This window comes from Vibrio atlanticus (assembly GCF_024347315.1).
Lineage (GTDB): Bacteria > Pseudomonadota > Gammaproteobacteria > Enterobacterales > Vibrionaceae > Vibrio > Vibrio atlanticus.
On record NZ_AP025460.1, the window covers coordinates 508199 to 529436 of the forward strand.

Here is a 21238-nt window from a genome sequence, read left to right on the forward strand (position 1 = left end):
ATCGACTTCTTAGCTACTAGAGTATCTATCGAGTTAGGCTTTCACTCATTTTTCTATGGTTTAGCCACTGTAATCAGTGTGCTAGACTCTAGCCAGATTCGATTTTTGGAGATCCACAATGAAACCAATTCTACCTGACTACAGCCAATCAGGCGTTCTTGTTGTCGGTGATGTAATGCTTGACCGTTACTGGTATGGCCCTACTGGCCGTATTTCACCAGAAGCACCTGTGCCCGTTGTTAAAGTAGAAAATAACGAAGAGCGTCCTGGTGGTGCTGCCAACGTAGCAATGAATATTGCCTCGCTTGGTGGTCATGCTCATATCGTTGGTTTAACTGGAAAAGATGAGCCTGCTGAGGTGTTGAAAAATACCTTGGGTGCATTAAAGGTTAAGTGTGATTTTGTTGAGTTAGAAGATTACCCGACCATCACAAAGTTGCGTGTCATGAGCCGTGGACAGCAGTTAATCCGTCTTGATTTTGAAGACAAATTTGAGAACACGGATCCTGAACTTGTTTTATCTCGCATGGAGCAAGCTCTTCCTAATGTACGCTCGGTAATCTTATCTGACTATGCGAAAGGTGCTTTGGAGCATGTGCAGAGCTTTATTCAAAAAGCGCGCGCAGCGAACGTTCCGGTGTTTATTGATCCTAAAGGTGCAGATTTTGAACGCTACCGTGGGGCGACATTACTTACGCCAAACATGGCGGAGTTTGAGCTGGTTGCCGGTAAGGTTAAGTCTGAAGATGAAATGATCGAAAAAGGGCTAGCGTTAATCGAAGAGTTTGATTTTGAAGCCTTGCTAGTGACTCGCAGTGAGCATGGCATGACATTGCTCCGCAAAGGCGTAGAACCATTCCACTTACCGACCCAAGCGAAAGAAGTGTATGACGTTACTGGTGCTGGTGATACGGTTATTTCAGTATTAGCAGCTTCAGTTGCTGCAGGTAAGCCACTTGATGAGGCGTGTGCATTAGCAAATGCTGCAGCTGGCGTGGTAGTCGGCAAGCTAGGTACATCGACGTTGTCTACGATTGAGTTAGCGGAAGCGATTCATGGTAGCCAAGATACTGACTACGGTGTGATCTCTGAAGCTGCCCTAGTTGAAGCGGTGAAACGTGCTCGTGCGAAAGGCGAGAAAGTCGTTATGACTAATGGCTGCTTTGATATCCTGCATGCGGGACATGTCTCTTACATGAACCATGCTGCTGAGTTAGGTGATCGTTTGATCGTTGCTGTGAATACGGATGAATCAGTGAAACGCTTAAAAGGTCCAGGTCGTCCTGTGAACCCAACTGATCGTCGTATGGCGGTACTAGCTGGTTTAGGTGCGGTTGATTGGGTTGTTCCGTTTTCTGAAGATACACCGCAACGTTTGATCTCTGAAGTTCTTCCAAGCATTCTTGTGAAAGGTGGTGATTACAAACCTGAAGAGATTGCTGGTGGTGCGGAAGTGATTGCGGCTGGCGGTGAAGTTAAAGTACTTAACTTTGAAGATGGTTGCTCTACGACTGAAATCATTAAAGCGATTAAAGGTGGTCGAGGCTAACTCTTAGTCTTCTAACTTTCTTGTCTCAAGGCTTAACCTTTGGGTTGGGCTGAGAATTAGCTTTCAATAGATAATAAAAATGCCGCTCATTGAGCTAACACTGATCATTTAAGCATTTTCCTGATCAGTTGAACGATCCTACAGATGGTTAACAATACCCTTAAGCACTTTTGTTTAAGGGTATTTTTTTATGCTGTCACACTGGTTAATCGATGTTGACGATTTTGCTAATCCAGAATCTCTTTCTTTGTTCCAAAAAGACCTTCCGCTAGATTGGATAAACCAAGCTTTATCTGAAACGAACAAAGCGAGCATGCGCCGTAGAAAGTTACCTGCCGAACTTGTTGTATGGTTAGTCGTTGGTATTGGTCTATATCGAGATAGACCGATTACTGATGTACTCGATAAACTCGACCTCAAATTGTCTAATTCATTGGGTGAAACAATTGCACCTAGTGCAATTCCTCAGGCAAGAAAACGCCTCACCGCTAAGCCTTTAAAGTCATTATTCTCAATCACAGCAAAGCACTGGACACAGTCGGAAGATGCGGGTGATAAATGGAATGGTTTGAGCCTATTTTCAATCGATGGCACACAGTTTAGAACTCACGACAATCCAAGCTTAGCTGAGCATTATCAATATGTTTACTACCGAAAAGACAGGCACACTGAATATCCAATCGTTCGAATGTGCGCACTCACATCACTACGGAGTCGACTTATTCATGATGTGGCTTTTGGGGAAAGTTCTAAAGGTGAAATCAGCTATGCAAAAGATTTAATTTCATCAGCAGTCCCGAATTCATTGACCATTTTTGACCGTTGCTACTTGAGCGCAGAACTTATGCTTAACTGGCAACAAGAGCATGGGACAAGTCACTGGATGACGCCAATAAAGTCGAATGTGAAATATGAAACCATCGAGCAACTCGATGATGATGGGCGAGATCTGATTGTAGAGATGAAAGTCTCTCCACAAGCTAGAAAGCAAGACCCGAGCCTCCCGGAAACGTGGAAAGCTAGGCTGGCTCTATACCCCGATGATGGTGAACAACAACCCAATCATATACAAGGGCTGCTGACTTCTCTAACAGATAGAAAATACAGTTTAAAATCATTATTAGATGTGTACTTCGAAAGGTGGGAAATCGAGAATAGTTATGGCGAGATTAAGCATGACATGCTTGACGATGAAATTCTGCTCCGCAGTCAATCTGTAGAGGGTGTAGAGCAAGAGATATGGGGTATCCTTATCGCGTATAACTTAATCCGCCTGGAGATTAGCCGAATAGCAAAAGAGGCTGAAGTCTCACCACTTAGGATAAGCTTTACGATGGCACTTCGAGATATTCAAGATGAGCTAATGTGGTGTGCTATCGCCTCCCCAGGTTCGGTTCCCAAAAAGCTGCGAGCTATGAGAGAGCGAGTGAAACGTTATATTTTGCCCGAAAAACAAAAACGGCCCAAAGATAGGACCGTTCGTTTTAGTAAGACTCGCTACACTGTGCGATCTAAACACCTTAAATGATAGGTGTTGGCTCATTGAGCGGCATTTTTGTAACGGTAATCTAGGGCGTGTTGATCTTTCGTGAGTGTTTTTTGAACAGCATGGTAAAGAGTTATAATTTGCTTCGCCAAAAGTAAAACCATAACCAATACCATGCCAAGAACAATGCTAACTGATATTCGCTGGGAACTGCTACTCCAAGTTATGAAAAGTACAGGTCGTATTTACGATAAAACTGAACATCGAATGACATTTGAAGGAATACTTTATCGAATGAGAACAGGTATTCCTTGGCGAGATCTACCCTCTGAGTTCGGAGAGTGGAGTACCGTTTACAGACGATTTAATCTTTGGTCAAAGAAAGGGATTTTAGATAAACTTTTCAAAAGCTTATCTAGCATGGCTGATTTTGAATGGGTCTTTCTTGATGGCTCTATAGTTCGAGCGCATCAGCATAGTACAGGTGCAGCTACTGAAAGCTCAGAGCAAATAGGAAAAAGTCGCGGGGGCAACTCAACCAAAATTCACTTAGCCGTAGATAGTGGTGGTCTGCCGATTTGCTTTGATTTATCAGAAGGACAACGCCACGATATAGTGCATGCCGAAAGCTTAGTTGAACAACTCGATGAAGTTAATACTATCGTTTGTGATAAAGGATATGACAGCGAACCTTTCCGTACTTTTGTTAAGGAACGTGGCGGAGAAACGGTAATTGCTAAACGCAATTACGGACAAGATATAGACAAAGACAGTATGGATTGGTGTCTATACAAGTATCGTCACTTGGTCGAAAATGCCTTTGGGAGAATTAAGCATTATCGAGCTATTTCAAGTAGATATGACAAGCTAGAAAGGAATTATGCCAGCATGTTATCGCTGGCATTCATGTTAATGTGGCTACCGATGTATTGTTGAACACAAAATGTACAGCAAAGATCAACACGCCCTAGTCACTTTATTAAATACTCTGGTTAGAGTATTTAACTAGGATTTAAGCATTACTTACTTGCGACTTTTAGACCTGCGTTTACATCAACAATGTCTTGTTCGCTTAGCGTACCAACAGCTTGACGAAGCTGAAGTACACTTAGGATGTAGTTGTAACGAGCATCTGAAAGGTTCTTGTTGGCATCGTATAGACGACGAGTTGAATCTAGTACGTCAACGATAGTACGAGTACCTACATCAAAACCTGCTTCTGTAGCTTCTAGAGCCGACTGAGCAGAAACAACAGACTGTTCGTAAGCGCGTAGCGCACCAATTGAAGCACTGATGTTGTTGTTGAAGGCACGAACGTCTTTCACAACGCTACGGTAAGTCGCTTCAAGATCTTCACTTGCTGCAACGTAGTTGTATTCAGCCTGTTTAGTCAAAGAAGTTGTACTACCACCTGTGTATAGAGGCACAACTAAATTTAAGCCGACGTTTAGGTTATCTTGGTCGTAATCACTAGGGCTGCTTGATTGATCGGCAAGAGAGTAGCTACCGTCCAACGTTAGGCTAGGTAGATGACCTGAGCTTGCTAGCGTGATGTTATCTTTAGCGATGTCTTGATCAATACGTGATGCCAATAGCTTCAGGTTTTTCTCTTGAGCTTGCTCAACCAGTGCAACAGCAGATTCAGAAGACTTGCTTGCTGAGAAGCGGTCTGTATCTAAGATGTTTAGGTTAGAGTGCTCTTGACCTGTGATTTCACGTAGACCTTCGTAGTTATTAATCAGAGTGTTCTCTGCTAAAACTTCATCAGCCAAAACACCATCGTACTGAGCTTGCGCATCATGCACATCGGTGATGGCAGAAAGGCCAACTTCAAAGCGCTGCTTAGTTTGTTCCAGTTGACGAGCAACTGCGGCTTTTTCTGCACGAACAAACTCTAGGCTATCTTGAGCACGAAGTACTTCGAAGTAAGCGGTAGCAACACGAAGGATCAGAGCTTGTTGCTCTGCTGCGTATGAAGAATCAGCTTGGCGAGCTTTTTTCTCTGCTGTATCTAGCGTGATCCAAGAAGAGCGCTTGTACAGCTCCTGAGAAAAGTAAATTCCAGCTCCCCATTGATTGCTGTCATTATTTACATCATTTCGCTCACCACGGTTGATGTCGTAGTTAGCTCTCAAGTCAATTTGTGGTAGCAAATCACTACGGTTTGACGTTACTGCTTCAAAAGCGGCATCGCGCTTCGCTGCTGAACGAAGAAGTTGAGGATCGTTCTGTTTTGCTTGGTCGTAAACCTCAGCTAGCGTATCAGCGAAAGCTGACGAACTCAGGCTGCCAATTGCTGCACTGATAAATAGTGGAAGCAGTTTTTTCATTTTCCTATTCCTGCCTTTAATGGAATTTTCTTTAAAAGAGTTTAACCCAGTTTGGTGGTAATTTACTCGAAACTTTGCACTTTTTTACAGTTAACTGTCCACTTGTGCAATATTTATTTTTTAAAACTTAACTTTAATTATAAGTTTTATACTAAAAGTTGAACCTTATCCTTGGTAGTTAACTCGGACAATGAGTAAACTATAAGATCACTTAGTGAGGTATCAAATGCAACAGTATGACAATCAACGACATGAGTTTACTCCGCAAGATGTGGAAATAGTCTCAAAAGAGACGCTGTTTCGTGGTTTTTTCAAAATGGTTAAGTACACATTTAAACATAGACTGTTTGAGGGCGGCTGGAGCCAACCAATCGAGCGTGAGATGTTTGAGCGTGGACATGCTGCCGCTTTGCTACCTTATGATCCTGTACGTGACGAAGTCGTGATCGTCGAACAGATCCGTGTCGGTGCTCTAGAGCATGAGAACCCGTGGCAATACGAAATTGTTGCGGGGATTATTGATACCGATGAATCACCACAAGATGTTGCTCGTCGTGAGGCGATGGAAGAAGCGGGGGTCGAAGTCGGATCTGTATTGCCTATTACTTCGTATTATCCTTCATCCGGCGGTTGCTCAGAAAAGCTCGACGTCTTTGTTGGTTGTGTTGACGCCACGACAGCAAAAGGGGTTCACGGATTGGATTACGAAGGTGAAGATATTCGCGTGCAAGTGATGAGTCGCGAAGAGGCTTATCAGTTAGTAAAAGACGGTGTGTTTGAAAATGGCGCCACGATCATTGCGCTGCAGTGGCTACAATTGAACTACCAAGAATTACAGTCAGAGTGGATAGATTAACGTCATGCCAAATATAGCAGTCAAAAAACCGTATCATGTCGATCTAGCTGAATTGATGCGAGTTTACGAGACTAACTATGCCAAACTTAATGCTCTGTTACCGGTTGAGCATGAGGTTGGTGACGTTCGCTGTTACCAAGCCGTTAATATGGTGTATCAATTGACAGTGAATGAGGTCACAAAATACACCACATTAATAGATATATGTCAGAGTGACGCGATGCCAGTGTTTCCTTTGCCAAAAATGTCTGTCAGGCTATATCACGACGCTCGAGTTGCAGAAGTGTGCGCTAGCGGGGATTTTTCGCGAGTCAAAGCAAAATATGACTATCCCAACACAAAACTTCTGCAAAAGGATGAGAAATTTCAATTGAACAAATTTCTTGGGGAATGGTTAACGTTTTGTTTAAAAACGGGTATCAGCCGAACCCCAGTTTCTTTTTAATTGAGCCTATTTAAAAACACTTTTAAAGTCTAAACAGTAACGTATCTGGATTTGTTATTTTGGAATTATCACACACTTCAAAATTTGATGAGAGCAGTATTAAGCTTGTACAGCTAACGGACACGCATTTATTTGCGCCGAGCAATGGCAGCTTATTAAGCATCAACACTCAAGATAGCTTTCGTGCTGTAGTCGATGCCATTGTTAGTCAGGGCTTTGACTATCAAGCGATTTTAGCAACCGGTGATATTTCTCAAGATCACAGTGCTGAGTCGTACCAAAAATTTGAGTCAGGAATTCAACCTTTGGATAAACCGTGTTACTGGTTGCCAGGGAATCATGACTTCAAACCGAATATGGGCAGTGTTTTACCATCACCACAAATACAGTGCGTTGAGCATGTCTTGCTAGGTAATAATTGGCAGATGGTGATGCTGGACTCGCAAGTGGTTGGCGTGCCTCACGGACGTCTCAGTGATCAACAGCTTGATCTACTAGAACAAAAGCTAACCGAATTTCCCGAACGTAATACCTTGGTTCTGCTGCACCACCATCCACTGTTGGTTGGCAGTGCATGGCTGGATCAACATAATCTGAAAGATGCTGATCAATTTTGGGAAGTGGTTCAACAGCACACCAATGTGAAAGCGGTACTGTGTGGTCACGTTCATCAAGACATGAATCGAGATCATCATGGTGTACAAGTCATGGCAACACCGTCGACTTGTGTGCAATTCAAACCTAACTCAGATGACTTTGCGGTTGATAATTTGTCGCCTGGTTGGAGAGAGATTGAATTGCATCAAGATGGATCTGTAAGCACGCAAGTTCGCCGTTTACCTCATGGACAATTCTTACCTGATTTTGAAGCGGCAGGTTATTGATGTTTGATTCTGAACAGCAAGCCGCTAAGCCGCCACTGCTTCTCTATATTCACGGCTTTAACAGTTCATCACGTTCTCACAAAGCAACGGTGATGGCTGACTATTGCGCGGAGCATCGTCCTGATATCAAGGTGATGACACCTCAACTGCCGAGTTTTCCTCAGCAAGCGGCTATTTATTTGCAGCAATTGGTGGAGCAATATAAAGAGCAATATCAGATAGCGTTGGTAGGTAGTTCTTTGGGTGGCTATCTTTCAACATGGCTGAATACTCACTATGGCTTTAAAGCTGTGGTTGTGAACCCAGCCGTTAAGCCGTATGAGCTTCTTGCTGACTATTTAGGTGAACAAGTAAATCCATATACAGAAGAGCGATATGTTCTGGAAACAAAACATATCAATGAACTGAAGGCGTTAGAGGTTCCGGCTATCGCTCAGCCGAGTGACTTCTGGTTACTTCAGCAAACGGAAGACGAAGTTCTGGATTACCGACAAGCGGTAGAGAAGTACCAAGGTGCAGTACAGACAGTAGAAGAGGGGGGGGATCATAGCTTTGTTAATTTTGAACGCTACCCCCAACAAATCATCACCTTTCTAAATCTTTAATCTGTTTTAGCAATCAAGTAATTTTCTCTTGTTTGACTGTTATTTCATCTATCAGTGGTGAAATATCATAGTTTGATGCCTTAGTTTTTGAACTAGCTTGACATCATTACTCAGCTTCCAGACTATATTCCCCAATACTTCGCTCGTTCGCTCTACTATGACGGTTCATAGTAATGATTTCGCTTTAGTCAAACTAGAGCCAGCGAACTGACGCAAACTTTTTGAGTAAACTCCGTATTATGACTGAACAATATAATGCAAAAGACCTCGAGGTACTTGAAGGTCTCGACCCCGTGCGACATCGCCCGGGAATGTATACCGAGACAGAAAGACCAAACCACCTTGCCCAAGAAGTCATTGATAACTCGGTTGATGAAGCACTAGCGGGACACGCTAAGAAGATTAAAGTCGTGTTGCATGCTGACCAATCGTTAGAAGTGACGGATGATGGCCGTGGTATGCCTGTTGATATCCACCCTGAAAAAGGGATCTCAGGTGTTGAGCTGATTTTAACTAAGCTCCACTCTGGCGGTAAGTTCTCGAACAATAACTACAAGTTTTCAGGTGGTTTGCACGGGGTAGGTATCTCGGTGGTAAACGCGTTGTCAAAACGTGTTGAAGTGACGGTTCGCCGTGACGGTCAGGTACATGAAATTGCCCTTGAAGGTGGTCATGCCGTAACGGATCTTACTGTTACAGGTACTTGTGGTCATCGTAATACCGGTACGACGGTACATTTTTGGCCAGATCCAAAATACTTCGATAGCTCTAAATTTTCGACACTTCGTCTGATTAACAACCTACGTGCAAAAGCAGTTCTTTGCCCAGGTTTAGAAATTACCTTTGTCGACAAGGTTGGCGGTGAAGAACATAAATGGTTCTATGAAGATGGTCTAAAAGACTACCTTGCAGAAGGTGTGAAAGGTTACACCTTACTGCCTGAGGAACCTTATGTTGGCGAATTCGTTGCTGAAACAGAAATGGTGAACTGGGCGATTATTTGGCAGCCAGAAGGCGGTGATATGATCACCGAGAGTTACGTGAACTTAGTACCAACTAAGCAAGGTGGTACACACGTAAACGGCCTTCGACAAGGTCTGCTTGATGCAATGCGTGAGTTCTGTGAATTTCGTAACCTTCTACCGCGTGGCGTTAAGTTAACGGGTGACGATATTTTCGATCGTTGTTCGTACGTATTATCGGTGAAGATGCAAGATCCGCAATTTGCTGGTCAAACAAAAGAACGTCTTTCTTCTCGTCAAACCGCAGCGTTTGTGTCTGGGGTGGTAAAAGATGCCTTTAGCTTGTGGTTGAACGAAAAACCACAACTGGCAGAACAGTTAGCTGAAGCTTGTATAGCGAATGCTCACCGCCGCATGCGCGCAAGCAAAAAGGTTGTGCGTAAGAAGATTGCTTCAGGCCCAGCATTGCCGGGTAAGCTAACCGACTGTTCGGTTCAAGATTTAAGTCGTACCGAAATCTTCTTCGTGGAAGGGGACTCGGCGGGTGGTTCAGCTAAACAAGCACGAGATCGTGAGTTCCAAGCGGTTATGCCACTTCGCGGTAAGATCCTAAATACATGGGAAGTGTCAGCGGACCAAGTATTGGCTTCACAGGAAGTACATGATATTTCGGTTGCTCTGGGTATCGATCCTGATAACGATGACTTGTCAGGCCTGCGTTACGGTAAGATCTGTATCCTTGCCGATGCGGACTCGGATGGTCTTCATATCGCGACACTGCTATGTGCACTATTTACTCGCCATTTCCATGCATTGGTTGAAGCGGGTCATATCTATGTGGCAATGCCTCCTCTGTATCGTATCGATTGCGGTAAAGAAGTGTTCTACGCACTTGATGACGCAGAGAAAGATGGTGTGCTTGAGCGACTATCGCAGAAGAAAGCTAAGATCAACGTGCAACGATTCAAAGGTCTGGGTGAAATGAACCCACTTCAGTTACGTGAAACCACCATGGATCCGAACACTCGTCGTCTTGTTCAATTAACGATTGATGACAACGAAGCGACCAACGAGATGATGGACATGCTGCTTGGTAAAAAACGTGCAGATGATCGCCGTACATGGCTACAGACTAACGGTGATATGGCCGAGGTATAATGGATGTCTAACGAAATTACATATGATGGCGTTGAACAGCTGCCAATGCGCAAGTTCACCGAAGATGCCTACTTAAATTACTCAATGTACGTGATCATGGATCGTGCATTACCGTATATCGGTGATGGCTTGAAGCCAGTACAGCGTCGTATTATCTACGCGATGTCTGAGCTGGGCTTATCGGCTGCATCGAAATACAAAAAATCAGCACGTACCGTTGGTGACGTATTAGGTAAGTATCACCCACACGGTGACTCTGCTTGTTACGAAGCGATGGTATTGATGGCGCAGCCGTTCTCCTACCGCTACCCATTGGTAGATGGTCAAGGTAACTGGGGTGCTCCGGATGACCCGAAATCATTCGCGGCGATGCGTTATACCGAGGCAAAACTGTCGAAGTTTGCTGAAGTTCTGCTTGGTGAATTAGGTCAGGGCACCGTTGATTGGCAACCAAACTTTGATGGCACCATGAAAGAGCCTCAAATGTTGCCAGCTCGCCTGCCTCATATTCTTCTGAACGGTATCACTGGTATCGCGGTAGGTATGGCGACTGACATCCCGCCTCACAATGTCCGTGAAGTGGCGAACGCAGCGATTCACTTGATTGATACGCCGAAAGCTGAACTTCCAGATGTGATGGGTTTCATTCAAGGCCCTGATTACCCGACAGAGGCTGAGATTATTTCGCCGAAGTCGGACATCGAAAAGATCTACCGTACTGGACGTGGCAGCATCAAGATGCGCGCGGTTTGGCACAAGGAAGGCTCAGATATTGTTATCACGGCTTTACCTCATCAAGTGTCAGGTGCGAAGTTACTTGAGCAAATTGCTAACCAGATGCGCGCTAAGAAGCTGCCAATGGTTGACGACTTGCGTGATGAATCGGATCACGAGAACCCAACTCGCATCGTTGTCGTTCCTCGTTCAAACCGTATCGACTGTGACCAATTGATGAGTCACCTATTCGCTTCGACAGATCTAGAGAAAAACTTCCGCGTTAACTTGAACATGATTGGTTTAGACAATCGTCCTCAAGTTAAAGGCCTAGTTCAAATTCTGAAAGAGTGGATTGAGTTTCGTCGCACGACCGTTCGCCGTCGTTTGCAGTACCGTTTAGATAAAGTACTAGCACGTTTGCACATCTTAGAAGGTTTGCTTGCTGCTTATCTTAATATCGATGAAGTGATTGAAATCATTCGTACAGAAGACGAACCATGTCCTGTATTGATGAGCCGTTTCAACATTTCTGAAATTCAAGCCAATGCGATTCTTGATATTAAACTTCGTAACTTAGCTAAGTTAGAAGAGTTTAAAATCCGAGCGGAACAAGAAGAGCTTGAAGCTGAACGCGAAAAGCTTGAAAAGCTACTCGGTTCAGAGCGTCGCTTGAATACGTTGATCAAGAAAGAAATCCAAGCCGATGCAGATAAATACGGCGATGATCGTCGTTCACCTCTGATTGAGCGTGCTGAAGCGAAAGCGCTAACAGAACGCGACTTAGTACCAAGCGAACCAATCACGGTTGTGTTGTCTGAGAAAGGTTGGATTCGTCATGCTAAAGGGCATGAAGTTGATGCTGAAGGCTTGAACTACAAATCTGGTGATAAGTTCTTAGCGAGTGCTAAGGGTAAGAGTAACCAACAAGCGGTGTTCCTTGGCAGTGATGGCCGAAGCTACTCCCTTGAATCTCATTCATTACCGTCGGCACGTAGCCAAGGCGAGCCAATTACAGGCCGCTTGAACGTCAGCCCGGGTACTTCTATTCGCCAAGTGGTGATGGGAGAGAATGAACAATTATGGTTAGTCGGTTCTGATGCTGGTTATGGCTTTGTTTGTAAGGGGAGCGATCTGCTGTCTAAGAACAAGAGCGGTAAAGCGTTAGTTAACTTGCCACAAGCTTCTGAAGTTATGTTGCCAAGCCCTATTGCAGACTTGGACAGTAACCAGATTCTGGCGATTACTAACCAAGGTCGTATGTTGTTGTTCCCTATTAAAGACCTACCTCAGCTGAGCAAAGGTAAAGGCAACAAGATCATCAACATCCCTTCTGCGAAAGCAAAAGAGCGTGAAGAGTTTGTATCGCATCTGATGGCTATTCCAGAGAATGCAACGCTGACTATTTACGCGGGCAAACGTAAACTTGGCTTGAAACCTGCGGATCTTGAAAACTTCCGTGGTGAGCGTGGTCGTCGTGGTGGCCTGCTCCCAAGAGGTTTGCAGCGTGTGACTCGCATCGATATCGATGAACCTAGTGACGCCTAGTTTTGATTGAGTTTATCATTAGCTTTGATTGATAAAAGAAAACCCAGCTTAAGAGCTGGGTTTTTTGTATCTATACTTTTTGTCTCTGTAATTGGCGGTTTGAGTTACTCGCTATTAGCAATCAAACTAAATAAAGACTACAGACGTGTGTCTTCGGTAATGGTGACCTTGAGTGTCTTGTTTTCACCTTTGCGCAATACACCGACATCAATGATAGTACCCGGGCGAAGGTCAGTAACAATGTCCATTACGCTCTGTCGTCCGCTAATTTGGGTGTTGTTGATGCTGATAATGATATCTTGTGCTTCAAAGCCGGCATCGGCTGCAGGACCATTAGGGTCAATGCCTAAGACAACAATACCACCGATGTTCTTAGTACCGAGCAAGCGTGATGTCACCGAATTGATGTCTTGTCCGTCGATACCAATATAACCACGAATGACACGACCATCGGCGATGATCTTCTCCATGATTTTATTAGCAAGTGAGTAGGGGATTGCAAATGAGATCCCGTAGGTTTCCATGTCGGTAGCTTGTTGGAAAGAAGCCGTGTTGATTCCGACGAGCTCACCTTGTGAGTTAACCAGTGCACCACCAGAGTTACCTTCATTGATTGCAGCATCGGTCTGAATAAAGGCTTGGTGACCATCTGCACTGATCGAAGAACGACCTGTTGCAGAGATAATGCCAAAGGTTGTCGTTTGCCCTAGGTTGTATGGGTTACCGATAGCCAGCACCACGTCGCCGACATTCGCTTTGTAATTCGGGTTCAGTGGAATAACAGGTAAGTTGTCACCGCTGACTCGGAGTATCGCAATATCGGTGCGTTTGTCTGAGCCGACAAGTTGTGCGGCCGCTACTCGTCCGTCTTGAAGTGCCACGACTATTTGGTCAGCTTGAGCAACAACATGGAAGTTGGTAATGATGTAGCCTTTTTCACTAACAATCACCCCTGAACCTAATCCTTGAGTTAGTAGCTTGTTGCGATCGCTTTCTGCGTATTTACGACTATAAATATTGACCACAGCGGGTGCAGCTCGTCGCACCGCTTGGTTAAATGAGATCTGAAGAGAGCCAATATTATCGACTTGAGGGTTCGTGACGTCTGCAACAATCGCCGGCCTTAAACTCGGGAATGCGAGAAGAATAAGCGCCGCTGAAACGAGTCCAAGGGAAATAGAACGAAATAGAAAGGACAGCATGTTTCCCTCTTCAACAAGTAAGGTATGAAGCATCCGTCAATGGATGACTGACTTGATTATCAGTGAAGCATAGCATTTTGATTGATCTAAAGAAAAGGGAGACTGAGTAAGTTTAAAGCAAACTTACTGAGCCTCCCTGTAATTACGCTGACGTATGGCTATCGAATAACTAGATAGATAGTCCTATCGTCTCGCTGTATATTAAGTGCCAATACGCCAGGTTGTTTTTCAAGAATCTTTCTAAATTCAGCAAGGTTCTTAACTGGTTGGCGGTTTACCCCGATGATGATGTCATCTTTAAGAAGCTGATAAGCTTCTGCTGGCGAACCTTGAGCGACACTTGATACCTTGACGCCTGTCGCTGAATCGCTGTCGGTTGTGTTGGTGAGCTCTGCACCGGCAAGTCCTTCATGGAGCTTTTCAGCTTGTGTCTTACTATTTGTGGATTCACCAAGCGTGACGTCAAAGGTCTTATTCTTACCGTCACGAACCACGCCTAACTCGATCTGTTTACCTGCACCTAGGGTGGCTACTTTGGCTCTTAACTCACTAAAAGTATCAATACGCTTACCGTTAATGGAGACAATGACATCGCCAGCTTTCAATCCGGCTTTGTCTGCAGCACTGTCGGGTACAATTTGGCTAACAAAAGCACCTTTGCTGGACTCATAACCAAGCGCTTCAGCCAACTCCGAGGTGACCTCTCCACCTTGGACACCAAGCATGCCGCGTTTTACTTCACCGAAATCGAGAATCTGTTCAGTCAGGTTTGTCATCATATTGGATGGAATGGCAAAGCCGATACCGACATTGCCTCCGTTAGGTCCTAGGATGGCCGTGTTGATACCAATCAGTTCACCGTTAAGATTCACTAACGCACCTCCAGAGTTACCACTGTTAATCGCGGCATCGGTTTGAATGAAGTTTTCGAAGTTCTCTAGATTGAGACCGCTACGTCCTAACGCTGAAACGATACCGGATGTTACGGTTTGACCAAGCCCAAATGGGTTGCCGATAGCCACACTGAAATCGCCGACTCTCAATTTGTCGGAATCTGCGACTTTTATCTGGGTAAGGTTTTTGGCTGTTTCGAGTTTTAATAGCGCGATATCAGACATCTGGTCGCCGCCGATGAGTTCTGCATCGTACTCTCGACCATCATGCAGTTTTACTTTGATATCGTCGGCACCATTGATGACATGGTAATTGGTGACAATATGGCCTTTCTTGGCATCAATGATGACACCAGAGCCTAGCCCGCGGAATGGACGCTCTCGTGTTTGTTCTGGACCAAAAAAGAATTGAAATTGTTCAGGGATTTGCTGACGTTGTACCTGTTTGCCTTCTACGGCAATACTAACCACAGCGGGGGTTACTTGTTCAAGCATAGGAGCAAGGCTTGGTAATTGTTCATTACCCACACTTAATGGAAGTGCGGCTGTAGCTTGAATGGGGGTGATGATTGAACTTAAGCTTAAAGTCAGTACTGATAAAGCAAGCAAAGGTTTTTTCATCATAAACTCCTCTCTAGTTAAGGTCTTAACCCTCTTATACGTTTAATAAGTATGAGAAGTTTCAAATGACCTGAGTGAAAGTTATGACTCAAAAACCTTTGTAAAGTTCACAGAAGTGTTAAATGTTTACGATGCTTTTGCTGTAACGACATCGGGAGCATCCATGATTTCTTTCTTCTGCTCGGTAAATAAACCCGTTGCGCCATTAGCGTAATCTTTCGGTTGTTCTTCAAGCGTCGACTCTTTAACTGAAGACTTATCTTGTGGCTTATCCGAATGAGCAGCGGCTGTTTTCACAAATGGGTTGTCTTGCTCTGGCAGGTTAGGGAGTAGCTCTGAGCTTGTTTTTTCCATGTGTTGGTAAAGCTTTGTATAGTCCTTACCTAAGGTGTCCAACATTTCTGCTGATTTCGCAAAGTGGTCAGCTAGCTCTTGTCGCTGCTGTTCCAGGGCAAACTTTGCGCTATCTAATTCTTTCTGTACGTTCTTTTGTTTTTTGTATTCAGGTGTCATGAGACGAGAAATAGCGACCCCTAAAATAACTCCGACTAGTAAACCGGCAACGGCATACATCCAAGGCATAACAGCTCCTTATTATTGTTTTTTAACATGTTTGTTACTGCTTAGTTACACGTGATACGGCTCCATGGTACTATGAGAAAGCCGCAGTATAAAGAGAAATGCGTGTGCGCTAGTTAGCAGTTTGATGCTGCATTATTCACCGCATAGCGACATGTCTCATACTGTTTGGGCTCATTTTTATTTGCTGTCTGATATCGCTTTCATTGTGGAAATGTCGTCATGAATCCCATTAAAAAATACGAACAAGATATAAAAGAACATGGATTTCAAAGAGATCCAGCACAAGAGCAAGCCGTTAAATCTTTAGATGAACTCTTTCATCAATTCCAAGATTACATGAATGCCCCTATTCCTCAACTGACTCGATTCCAGAAGTTAATGGGCAAAAAGCCAGAACTGCCACAGCCACCAAAAGGCCTCTATTTTTGGGGCGGCGTAGGGCGCGGTAAAACGTATTTAATGGATACGTTCTACGATGCCTTACCGACCACAAAAAAAATGCGCGTTCACTTTCACCGCTTTATGTATCGAGTCCATGATGAGCTAAGGGCACTAGGTAATGTTAGCGACCCGTTGCCTCTAGTCGCAGATAAGTTGAAAGAAGAAGCGGATATTATTTGTTTTGATGAATTCTTTGTTTCAGACATAACCGATGCCATGATCTTAGGAACTTTGTTCCAAGAGTTATTCGCTCGAAACGTTATCTTGGTTGCGACGTCTAATATTCCACCCGCGGACCTGTATCGCAACGGGTTACAGCGAGCGCGTTTCTTACCGGCCATTAAGCTCATTCAAGACAACTGTCATATCCTTAATGTTGATAGCGGAATTGATTATCGTCTGAGAACCTTAGAGCAGGCTGAGATCTACCATTACCCACTGGATAGCCAAGCGAACATTAACCTCGAAACATATTACGCGCAGCTTGTTGGTGAAGATAAAGAGAAGCTTAAGCAGATAGAGGTTAATCACCGTCAATTAGATGTAGTCGAAGCGAGTGATGGCGTGCTGCATGGTACTTTTGCTCAGCTTTGTCAGTCGGCTCGTAGCCAGAACGATTATATTGAGTTGTCTCGGGTTTATCACACGGTTCTATTGGCTGATGTGTTGCAAATGGGCGCGACTTCCGATGACGCTGCTAGACGCTTTATTGCGTTAGTTGATGAGTTCTATGAGCGCAATGTGAAACTGATTATTTCAGCGGAAGTGGAGCTAGAAAAACTATACACCCATGGTCAACTAGAGTTTGAGTTTAAACGTTGTCAGTCGCGTTTAATTGAAATGCAGAGCCATGAGTATTTGGCAAAAGAACACTTAAGTTAACTTTGATTATCTCGAATAAGAAAGAGAATTAAAAAAATCGTGATTTTGTTCAAAAAGAGGTGATTTTTTCTTCGCTCTTCTCTATAATCCTGCGACCTACCGTTACTGCGGGCCTCTAGCGATGAGTAAAATCACGTTATGCCAAGAGTTTTCCAACACTCGAAGGGGTGATGAATGGTAACTCTTAGACAGTGGGAATACGCGAGTATTCCTTAAGTGTAAATTTTTTAAATAGGTAATTATTAGCATGAAAACTTTCGTTGCTAAACCAGAAACTGTAAAACGCGACTGGTATGTTGTAGACGCTGAAGGCAAAACTCTTGGCCGTCTAGCAAGTGAAATCGCTTCTCGCCTACGCGGCAAGCACAAAGCAGAATACACTCCTCACGTAGACACTGGTGATTACATCATCGTTGTTAACGCTGAGAAAGTTGCTGTAACTGGTAACAAAGCTAAGGGTAAGGTTTACTACCGTCACTCTGAGTTCCCAGGTGGTCTTAAAACTATCACTTTTGAAAAGCTAATTGCTAAGAAACCAGAAATGGTTCTTGAACTAGCAGTTAAAGGTATGCTTCCACGTGGTCCACTAGGCCGCGCGATGTACCGTAAGCTTAAAGTGTACGCTGGTACTGAGCACAACCATGTTGCTCAACAGCCACAAGTACTAGACATCTAAGGGGATTAAGACAATGGCAGAGAATCAATACTACGGCACTGGTCGTCGCAAAAGCTCAGCAGCTCGTGTTTTCATCAAACCAGGCTCTGGTGAGATCGTAATCAACAAGCGCAGCCTTGATGTTTACTTCGGTCGTCCAACTTCTCGTATGGTTGTTAAACAACCTCTTGAGCTAGTTGAACTAACTGAGAAACTTGACCTTTACATCACTGTTTCTGGTGGTGGTATTTCAGGTCAAGCTGGCGCAATCCGCCACGGTATCACTCGTGCTCTTATGGAATACGATGAAACTCTACGTCCTGCTCTACGTGCAGCTGGCTATGTTACGCGTGACGCTCGTTGCGTTGAACGTAAGAAAGTTGGTCTACGTAAAGCACGTCGTAAACCTCAATTCTCTAAGCGTTAATTTTTCTTTACGAAAAAGTACACGCTCCCAGTTTTTCGACTGGAATTGTGGTTCAAAGCTCGGCTATATGCCGGGCTTTTTGTTTTTATGCCCCCTCTAAACGCTTTCCCTCCCTCGTTTTATTTCCAAATTCTTATATTTTGAAAGCTTTTGTAACCCAATGTGCGCTTTGCCTCATGATTGTTACAAAAAGGTAGCTTTATCTTGTCAAAAAGTAGGGTTTTATTTATCATTTGCCGTCAATAAATAGAACTAAATACATATTTTGTTAGCCATGCTCTTTATTCGGAATTATTTCAATCCATAAGGAGCAAATGGGAGAATGTTTGGATGAGCAACGCGCCTTTAAATAACGGTCGCAGGCGTTTCTTAACCGCAACAACAGCCGTTGTTGGTGGTTTAGGAGCAGCTGCTGTAGCCGTGCCTTTTATTAAATCATGGAACCCGAGTGCCAAGGCGAAAGCTGCAGGCGCACCGGTGGAAGTGGAAGTCAGTAAGTTAGAGCCGGGACAAATGGTTCGTGTCGAGTGGCAAGGTAAGCCTGTATGGGTTGTACGCCGTGCTGAATCGGTGCTAGAGAATCTAAAAGCGATCGGTGGTCAACTTCGTGACCCTCAATCTGAAGCTGAACAACAACCAGAATACGCGCAGAACGAGTTTCGTTCAATTAAGCCGGAATTCTTCGTTGCTGTTGGTTTCTGTACGCACTTAGGTTGTTCTCCAACTTACCTGCCAGATTCTTTTGCAGAACAAGTTCAGGGTGTTAAGTCTGGTTTCTTCTGTCCTTGCCATGGTTCAAAGTTTGATATGGCAGGTCGAGTATTCCAAGGCGTACCAGCTCCATTGAATCTTGTTGTACCAAAGCATATGTATTTGAGTGACACTAAGATCATGATCGGTGTGGACGAGGGAGACGCGTAATGCAAGGATTGCTTGATTGGGTAGAGAAACGTCTACCCGCGATGAATGCTTACAAGAAGCATTTATCTGAATACCCAATGCCTAAGAACTTTAACTTTTGGTACCTTTTTGGTTCTTTAGCAATGTTAGTACTGGTTAACCAAATCCTTACGGGTATTTGGCTGACAATGAACTATGTACCGTCTGGTGAGGGCGCATTTGCTTCTGTTGAATACATCATGCGTGATGTGGAATACGGTTGGCTACTGCGTTACATGCACTCAACAGGTGCATCGGCATTCTTCGTTGTGATCTACCTGCATATGTTCCGTGGTCTAATCTACGGTTCTTACCAAAAGCCTCGTGAGTTACTTTGGATCTTCGGTATGTTGATCTTCTTAGTGCTTATGGCTGAGGCTTTCATGGGCTACCTACTACCATGGGGACAAATGTCTTACTGGGGTGCTCAGGTAATCATTTCTCTGTTTGGTGCGATCCCTGTTATAGGTGATGACCTAACGCTTTGGATCCGTGGTGACTACATCATCTCTGGTGCAACGCTGAACCGTTTCTTCGCACTGCACGTTATTGCTCTGCCAATTGTACTTCTGTTGCTTATCGTACTTCACGTACTAGCGCTGCACGAAGTGGGTTCGAACAACCCAGACGGTATCGAAACCAAGCTTCCTAAAGGCACAATGGGCGACGACTACAAAACTCAGTTCCCATTCCACAAGGATTACACTAAGAAATACGACATCATTGACTCTATTCCTTTCCACCCATACGGGACGGTAAAAGATATGGTTGGTGTTGCTGGTTTCCTATTCTTGTTCTGTTACGTGCTGTTCTTTAACCCAGAAATGGGTGGGTACTTCCTTGAGCCGCCTAACTTTGAAGCTGCAAACCCGCTGAAAACACCTGAGCATATTGCTCCAGTTTGGTACTTCACGCCGTTCTACGCTGTACTTCGTGCTGTTCCAGATAAGCTGTTAGGTGTCGTTGCAATGGGCGCTTCAATTGTTGTGCTATTCCTACTGCCATGGTTCGACCGTTGTAAAGTGCGTTCTTACCGTTACCGTAGCAAACTGCATTTGATTAACATCATCCAATTCACAATAAGCTTTATTGCGCTTGGTGTACTTGGTGCGCTTCCAGCAACGCCAACATACACGCTATTAGCTCAAATCTTTAGCTTAGGTTACTTCATGTTCTTCGTTCTGCTGTGGTTCTACAGTAAAAATGAAGCGACGAAACCATTACCAGAAAGGGTGACATTCAAATGAAAAAGTGGATTGTAATTTTATTTGCTATGTTGCCGTCACTAGCGATGGCAGCGGGTGCAGGCGTACCATTAGACAAAGCAAACAATGATTTAACAGACAAAGCTTCATTGCAAAATGGCGCTAAGATGTTCATGAACTACTGTTTCGCTTGTCACTCAACGCAGTACCAACGTTATGAACGTGTTGCGAATGATTTGGAGATTCCTTTAGACCTAATGAAGGAAAACCTGATCTTCGATCCTGAAGTGAAAATTGGTAGCTTGATGGTTAACGCTATGCCTTCTGAGCAAGCTGCTAGTTGGTTTGGTGCTCCACCACCAGATCTAACATTGGTTGCTCGTGTTCGTGGCGCAGATTGGCTATACACGTACCTTCGTACTTTCTATGAAGATCCGTCTCGTCCATTTGGTGTGAACAACCTGGTTTTCCCAAGTGTTGGTATGCCGCATGTTCTTGAAGAGCTACAAGGTATCCCAACGCCAATCTACGATACTCACATGGTCGATGGTGAGGAAGTTAAGGTTGTTGTTGGTACTGAAACGGATGGTTCTGGCGAATTAAGTGCTGGTGAATATGACGAAGCAGTTCGTGACCTTGTTAACTTTTTGGTTTACTCGGGCGATCCTGTTCAACTTGAGCGTCATGCTATGGGTTGGTGGGTAATGGCCTTCTTAGTAATCTTCACTATCATCGTGATTTTGCTGAAGAAAGAGTATTGGCGTGATGTGCACTAATTGTGCTATAATGCCGTGCTAATTCCCAAATTATGTTAATGTTCAATGGAGGCTTTAGGCCTCCATTGTTTTTATTTA

General features: G+C 44.2%; 19 protein-coding genes. 15 read left to right on the top strand and 4 right to left on the bottom strand.

Going from position 1 to position 21238, the window contains the following annotated elements; genetic code table 11:
• Positions 1 to 118: 118 nt before the first annotated feature.
• The 3 genes from hldE (at position 119) to OCV30_RS02460 (ending at position 3971) form a co-directional block, all read left to right on the top strand.
• Entirely contained in the window at positions 119 to 1549 is a 1431-nt protein-coding gene (hldE, locus tag OCV30_RS02450) for a bifunctional D-glycero-beta-D-manno-heptose-7-phosphate kinase/D-glycero-beta-D-manno-heptose 1-phosphate adenylyltransferase HldE (protein ID WP_065680187.1), read from the top strand.
• A gap of 190 nt (positions 1550 to 1739) precedes the next feature.
• Complete coding sequence (locus OCV30_RS02455; protein ID WP_065680110.1) at positions 1740 to 3077, top strand: IS4 family transposase; 1338 nt, start codon at positions 1740 to 1742, stop codon at positions 3075 to 3077.
• Positions 3078 to 3209: 132 nt separating this feature from the next.
• On the top strand, positions 3210 to 3971 hold the full coding sequence (locus OCV30_RS02460; RefSeq protein WP_102552608.1) for an IS5 family transposase: 762 nt from the start codon (positions 3210 to 3212) through the stop codon (positions 3969 to 3971).
• An 83-nt stretch (positions 3972 to 4054) separates the two neighbouring features.
• On the opposite strand, the gene tolC is transcribed toward OCV30_RS02460, so the two are convergent.
• Positions 4055 to 5365 carry an outer membrane channel protein TolC gene (gene tolC / locus OCV30_RS02465; protein WP_065680344.1) on the bottom strand — a complete coding sequence of 437 codons (1311 nt, stop codon included), beginning with the start codon at positions 5363 to 5365 and terminating at the stop codon, positions 4055 to 4057.
• 226 nt (positions 5366 to 5591) lie between these two features.
• On the opposite strand from tolC, the gene nudF reads away from it, so the two are divergent.
• The 6 genes from nudF to parC all read left to right on the top strand — a co-directional run bounded on the left by nudF (position 5592) and on the right by parC (position 12537).
• Complete coding sequence (nudF, locus tag OCV30_RS02470) at positions 5592 to 6221, top strand: ADP-ribose diphosphatase (RefSeq protein ID WP_065680343.1); 630 nt, start codon at positions 5592 to 5594, stop codon at positions 6219 to 6221.
• Positions 6222 to 6225: 4 nt separating this feature from the next.
• The gene (locus OCV30_RS02475) at positions 6226 to 6666 is read left to right on the top strand and encodes a DUF1249 family protein (protein ID WP_009848962.1); all 441 of its coding nucleotides are present in this window, start codon (positions 6226 to 6228) and stop codon (positions 6664 to 6666) included.
• Positions 6667 to 6725: 59 nt separating this feature from the next.
• Positions 6726 to 7550 (top strand): 3',5'-cyclic-AMP phosphodiesterase, encoded by an 825-nt coding sequence (gene cpdA / locus OCV30_RS02480; protein WP_065680342.1) that lies wholly within the window; start codon positions 6726 to 6728, stop codon positions 7548 to 7550.
• Complete coding sequence (yqiA, locus tag OCV30_RS02485; protein WP_017098295.1) at positions 7550 to 8155, top strand: esterase YqiA; 606 nt, start codon at positions 7550 to 7552, stop codon at positions 8153 to 8155. The genes cpdA and yqiA overlap by 1 nt, the downstream gene beginning before the upstream one ends.
• A 239-nt stretch (positions 8156 to 8394) precedes the next feature.
• The gene (parE, locus tag OCV30_RS02490) at positions 8395 to 10275 is read left to right on the top strand and encodes a DNA topoisomerase IV subunit B (RefSeq protein ID WP_065680341.1); all 1881 of its coding nucleotides are present in this window, start codon (positions 8395 to 8397) and stop codon (positions 10273 to 10275) included.
• Positions 10276 to 10278: 3 nt separating this feature from the next.
• Positions 10279 to 12537, top strand: a complete 2259-nt coding sequence (gene parC / locus OCV30_RS02495) for a DNA topoisomerase IV subunit A (protein ID WP_012603199.1) — start codon at positions 10279 to 10281, stop codon at positions 12535 to 12537.
• Between the two features lie 137 nt (positions 12538 to 12674).
• Here parC and degS read toward each other — a convergent pair whose 3' ends face one another.
• From degS to zapG, 3 genes are all read right to left on the bottom strand, one after another.
• Positions 12675 to 13739: an outer membrane-stress sensor serine endopeptidase DegS gene (gene degS / locus OCV30_RS02500; RefSeq protein WP_029225535.1), complete on the bottom strand. Its 1065-nt coding sequence runs from the start codon at positions 13737 to 13739 to the stop codon at positions 12675 to 12677.
• 158 nt (positions 13740 to 13897) lie between these two features.
• On the bottom strand, positions 13898 to 15253 hold the full coding sequence (locus OCV30_RS02505) for a DegQ family serine endoprotease (protein ID WP_029225534.1): 1356 nt from the start codon (positions 15251 to 15253) through the stop codon (positions 13898 to 13900).
• Positions 15254 to 15379: 126 nt separating this feature from the next.
• A complete protein-coding gene (zapG, locus tag OCV30_RS02510) occupies positions 15380 to 15835 on the bottom strand; it encodes a Z-ring associated protein ZapG (RefSeq protein ID WP_009848969.1) in 456 nt (151 codons plus the stop codon).
• A gap of 219 nt (positions 15836 to 16054) precedes the next feature.
• Between zapG and zapE the strand changes: the two genes are divergently transcribed.
• From zapE to OCV30_RS02540, 6 genes are all read left to right on the top strand, one after another.
• Positions 16055 to 17158 carry a cell division protein ZapE gene (gene zapE / locus OCV30_RS02515; protein ID WP_065680340.1) on the top strand — a complete coding sequence of 368 codons (1104 nt, stop codon included), beginning with the start codon at positions 16055 to 16057 and terminating at the stop codon, positions 17156 to 17158.
• Between the two features lie 247 nt (positions 17159 to 17405).
• A complete protein-coding gene (gene rplM, locus OCV30_RS02520) occupies positions 17406 to 17834 on the top strand; it encodes a 50S ribosomal protein L13 (RefSeq protein ID WP_010434689.1) in 429 nt (142 codons plus the stop codon).
• Positions 17835 to 17847: 13 nt separating this feature from the next.
• The gene (gene rpsI / locus OCV30_RS02525; protein WP_004740758.1) at positions 17848 to 18240 is read left to right on the top strand and encodes a 30S ribosomal protein S9; all 393 of its coding nucleotides are present in this window, start codon (positions 17848 to 17850) and stop codon (positions 18238 to 18240) included.
• Between the two features lie 330 nt (positions 18241 to 18570).
• Entirely contained in the window at positions 18571 to 19161 is a 591-nt protein-coding gene (gene petA / locus OCV30_RS02530; protein ID WP_010434692.1) for a ubiquinol-cytochrome c reductase iron-sulfur subunit, read from the top strand.
• Positions 19161 to 20426 (top strand): cytochrome b, encoded by a 1266-nt coding sequence (locus OCV30_RS02535; RefSeq protein ID WP_009848941.1) that lies wholly within the window; start codon positions 19161 to 19163, stop codon positions 20424 to 20426. The genes petA and OCV30_RS02535 overlap by 1 nt, the downstream gene beginning before the upstream one ends.
• Positions 20423 to 21160 (top strand): cytochrome c1, encoded by a 738-nt coding sequence (locus OCV30_RS02540; protein ID WP_009848942.1) that lies wholly within the window; start codon positions 20423 to 20425, stop codon positions 21158 to 21160. The genes OCV30_RS02535 and OCV30_RS02540 overlap by 4 nt, the downstream gene beginning before the upstream one ends.
• Positions 21161 to 21238 lie beyond the last annotated feature (78 nt).

Excerpts from the sequence above, each read along its gene's own strand:
- OCV30_RS02540 (WP_009848942.1), top strand. The coding sequence starts at position 20,423 with ATGAAAAAGTGGATTGTAATTTTATTTGCTATGTTGCCGTCACTAGCG.
- tolC (WP_065680344.1), bottom strand. The coding sequence starts at position 5,365 with ATGAAAAAACTGCTTCCACTATTTATCAGTGCAGCAATTGGCAGCCTG.
- hldE (WP_065680187.1), top strand. The coding sequence starts at position 119 with ATGAAACCAATTCTACCTGACTACAGCCAATCAGGCGTTCTTGTTGTC.
- degS (WP_029225535.1), bottom strand. The coding sequence starts at position 13,739 with ATGCTGTCCTTTCTATTTCGTTCTATTTCCCTTGGACTCGTTTCAGCG.
- parC (WP_012603199.1), top strand. The coding sequence starts at position 10,279 with ATGTCTAACGAAATTACATATGATGGCGTTGAACAGCTGCCAATGCGC.
- zapG (WP_009848969.1), bottom strand. The coding sequence starts at position 15,835 with ATGCCTTGGATGTATGCCGTTGCCGGTTTACTAGTCGGAGTTATTTTA.
- rplM (WP_010434689.1), top strand. The coding sequence starts at position 17,406 with ATGAAAACTTTCGTTGCTAAACCAGAAACTGTAAAACGCGACTGGTAT.
- OCV30_RS02455 (WP_065680110.1), top strand. The coding sequence starts at position 1,740 with ATGCTGTCACACTGGTTAATCGATGTTGACGATTTTGCTAATCCAGAA.
- nudF (WP_065680343.1), top strand. The coding sequence starts at position 5,592 with ATGCAACAGTATGACAATCAACGACATGAGTTTACTCCGCAAGATGTG.
- OCV30_RS02535 (WP_009848941.1), top strand. The coding sequence starts at position 19,161 with ATGCAAGGATTGCTTGATTGGGTAGAGAAACGTCTACCCGCGATGAAT.
- OCV30_RS02460 (WP_102552608.1), top strand. The coding sequence starts at position 3,210 with ATGCCAAGAACAATGCTAACTGATATTCGCTGGGAACTGCTACTCCAA.
- rpsI (WP_004740758.1), top strand. The coding sequence starts at position 17,848 with ATGGCAGAGAATCAATACTACGGCACTGGTCGTCGCAAAAGCTCAGCA.
- OCV30_RS02505 (WP_029225534.1), bottom strand. The coding sequence starts at position 15,253 with ATGAAAAAACCTTTGCTTGCTTTATCAGTACTGACTTTAAGCTTAAGT.
- yqiA (WP_017098295.1), top strand. The coding sequence starts at position 7,550 with ATGTTTGATTCTGAACAGCAAGCCGCTAAGCCGCCACTGCTTCTCTAT.
- OCV30_RS02475 (WP_009848962.1), top strand. The coding sequence starts at position 6,226 with ATGCCAAATATAGCAGTCAAAAAACCGTATCATGTCGATCTAGCTGAA.
- zapE (WP_065680340.1), top strand. The coding sequence starts at position 16,055 with ATGAATCCCATTAAAAAATACGAACAAGATATAAAAGAACATGGATTT.
- parE (WP_065680341.1), top strand. The coding sequence starts at position 8,395 with ATGACTGAACAATATAATGCAAAAGACCTCGAGGTACTTGAAGGTCTC.
- petA (WP_010434692.1), top strand. The coding sequence starts at position 18,571 with ATGAGCAACGCGCCTTTAAATAACGGTCGCAGGCGTTTCTTAACCGCA.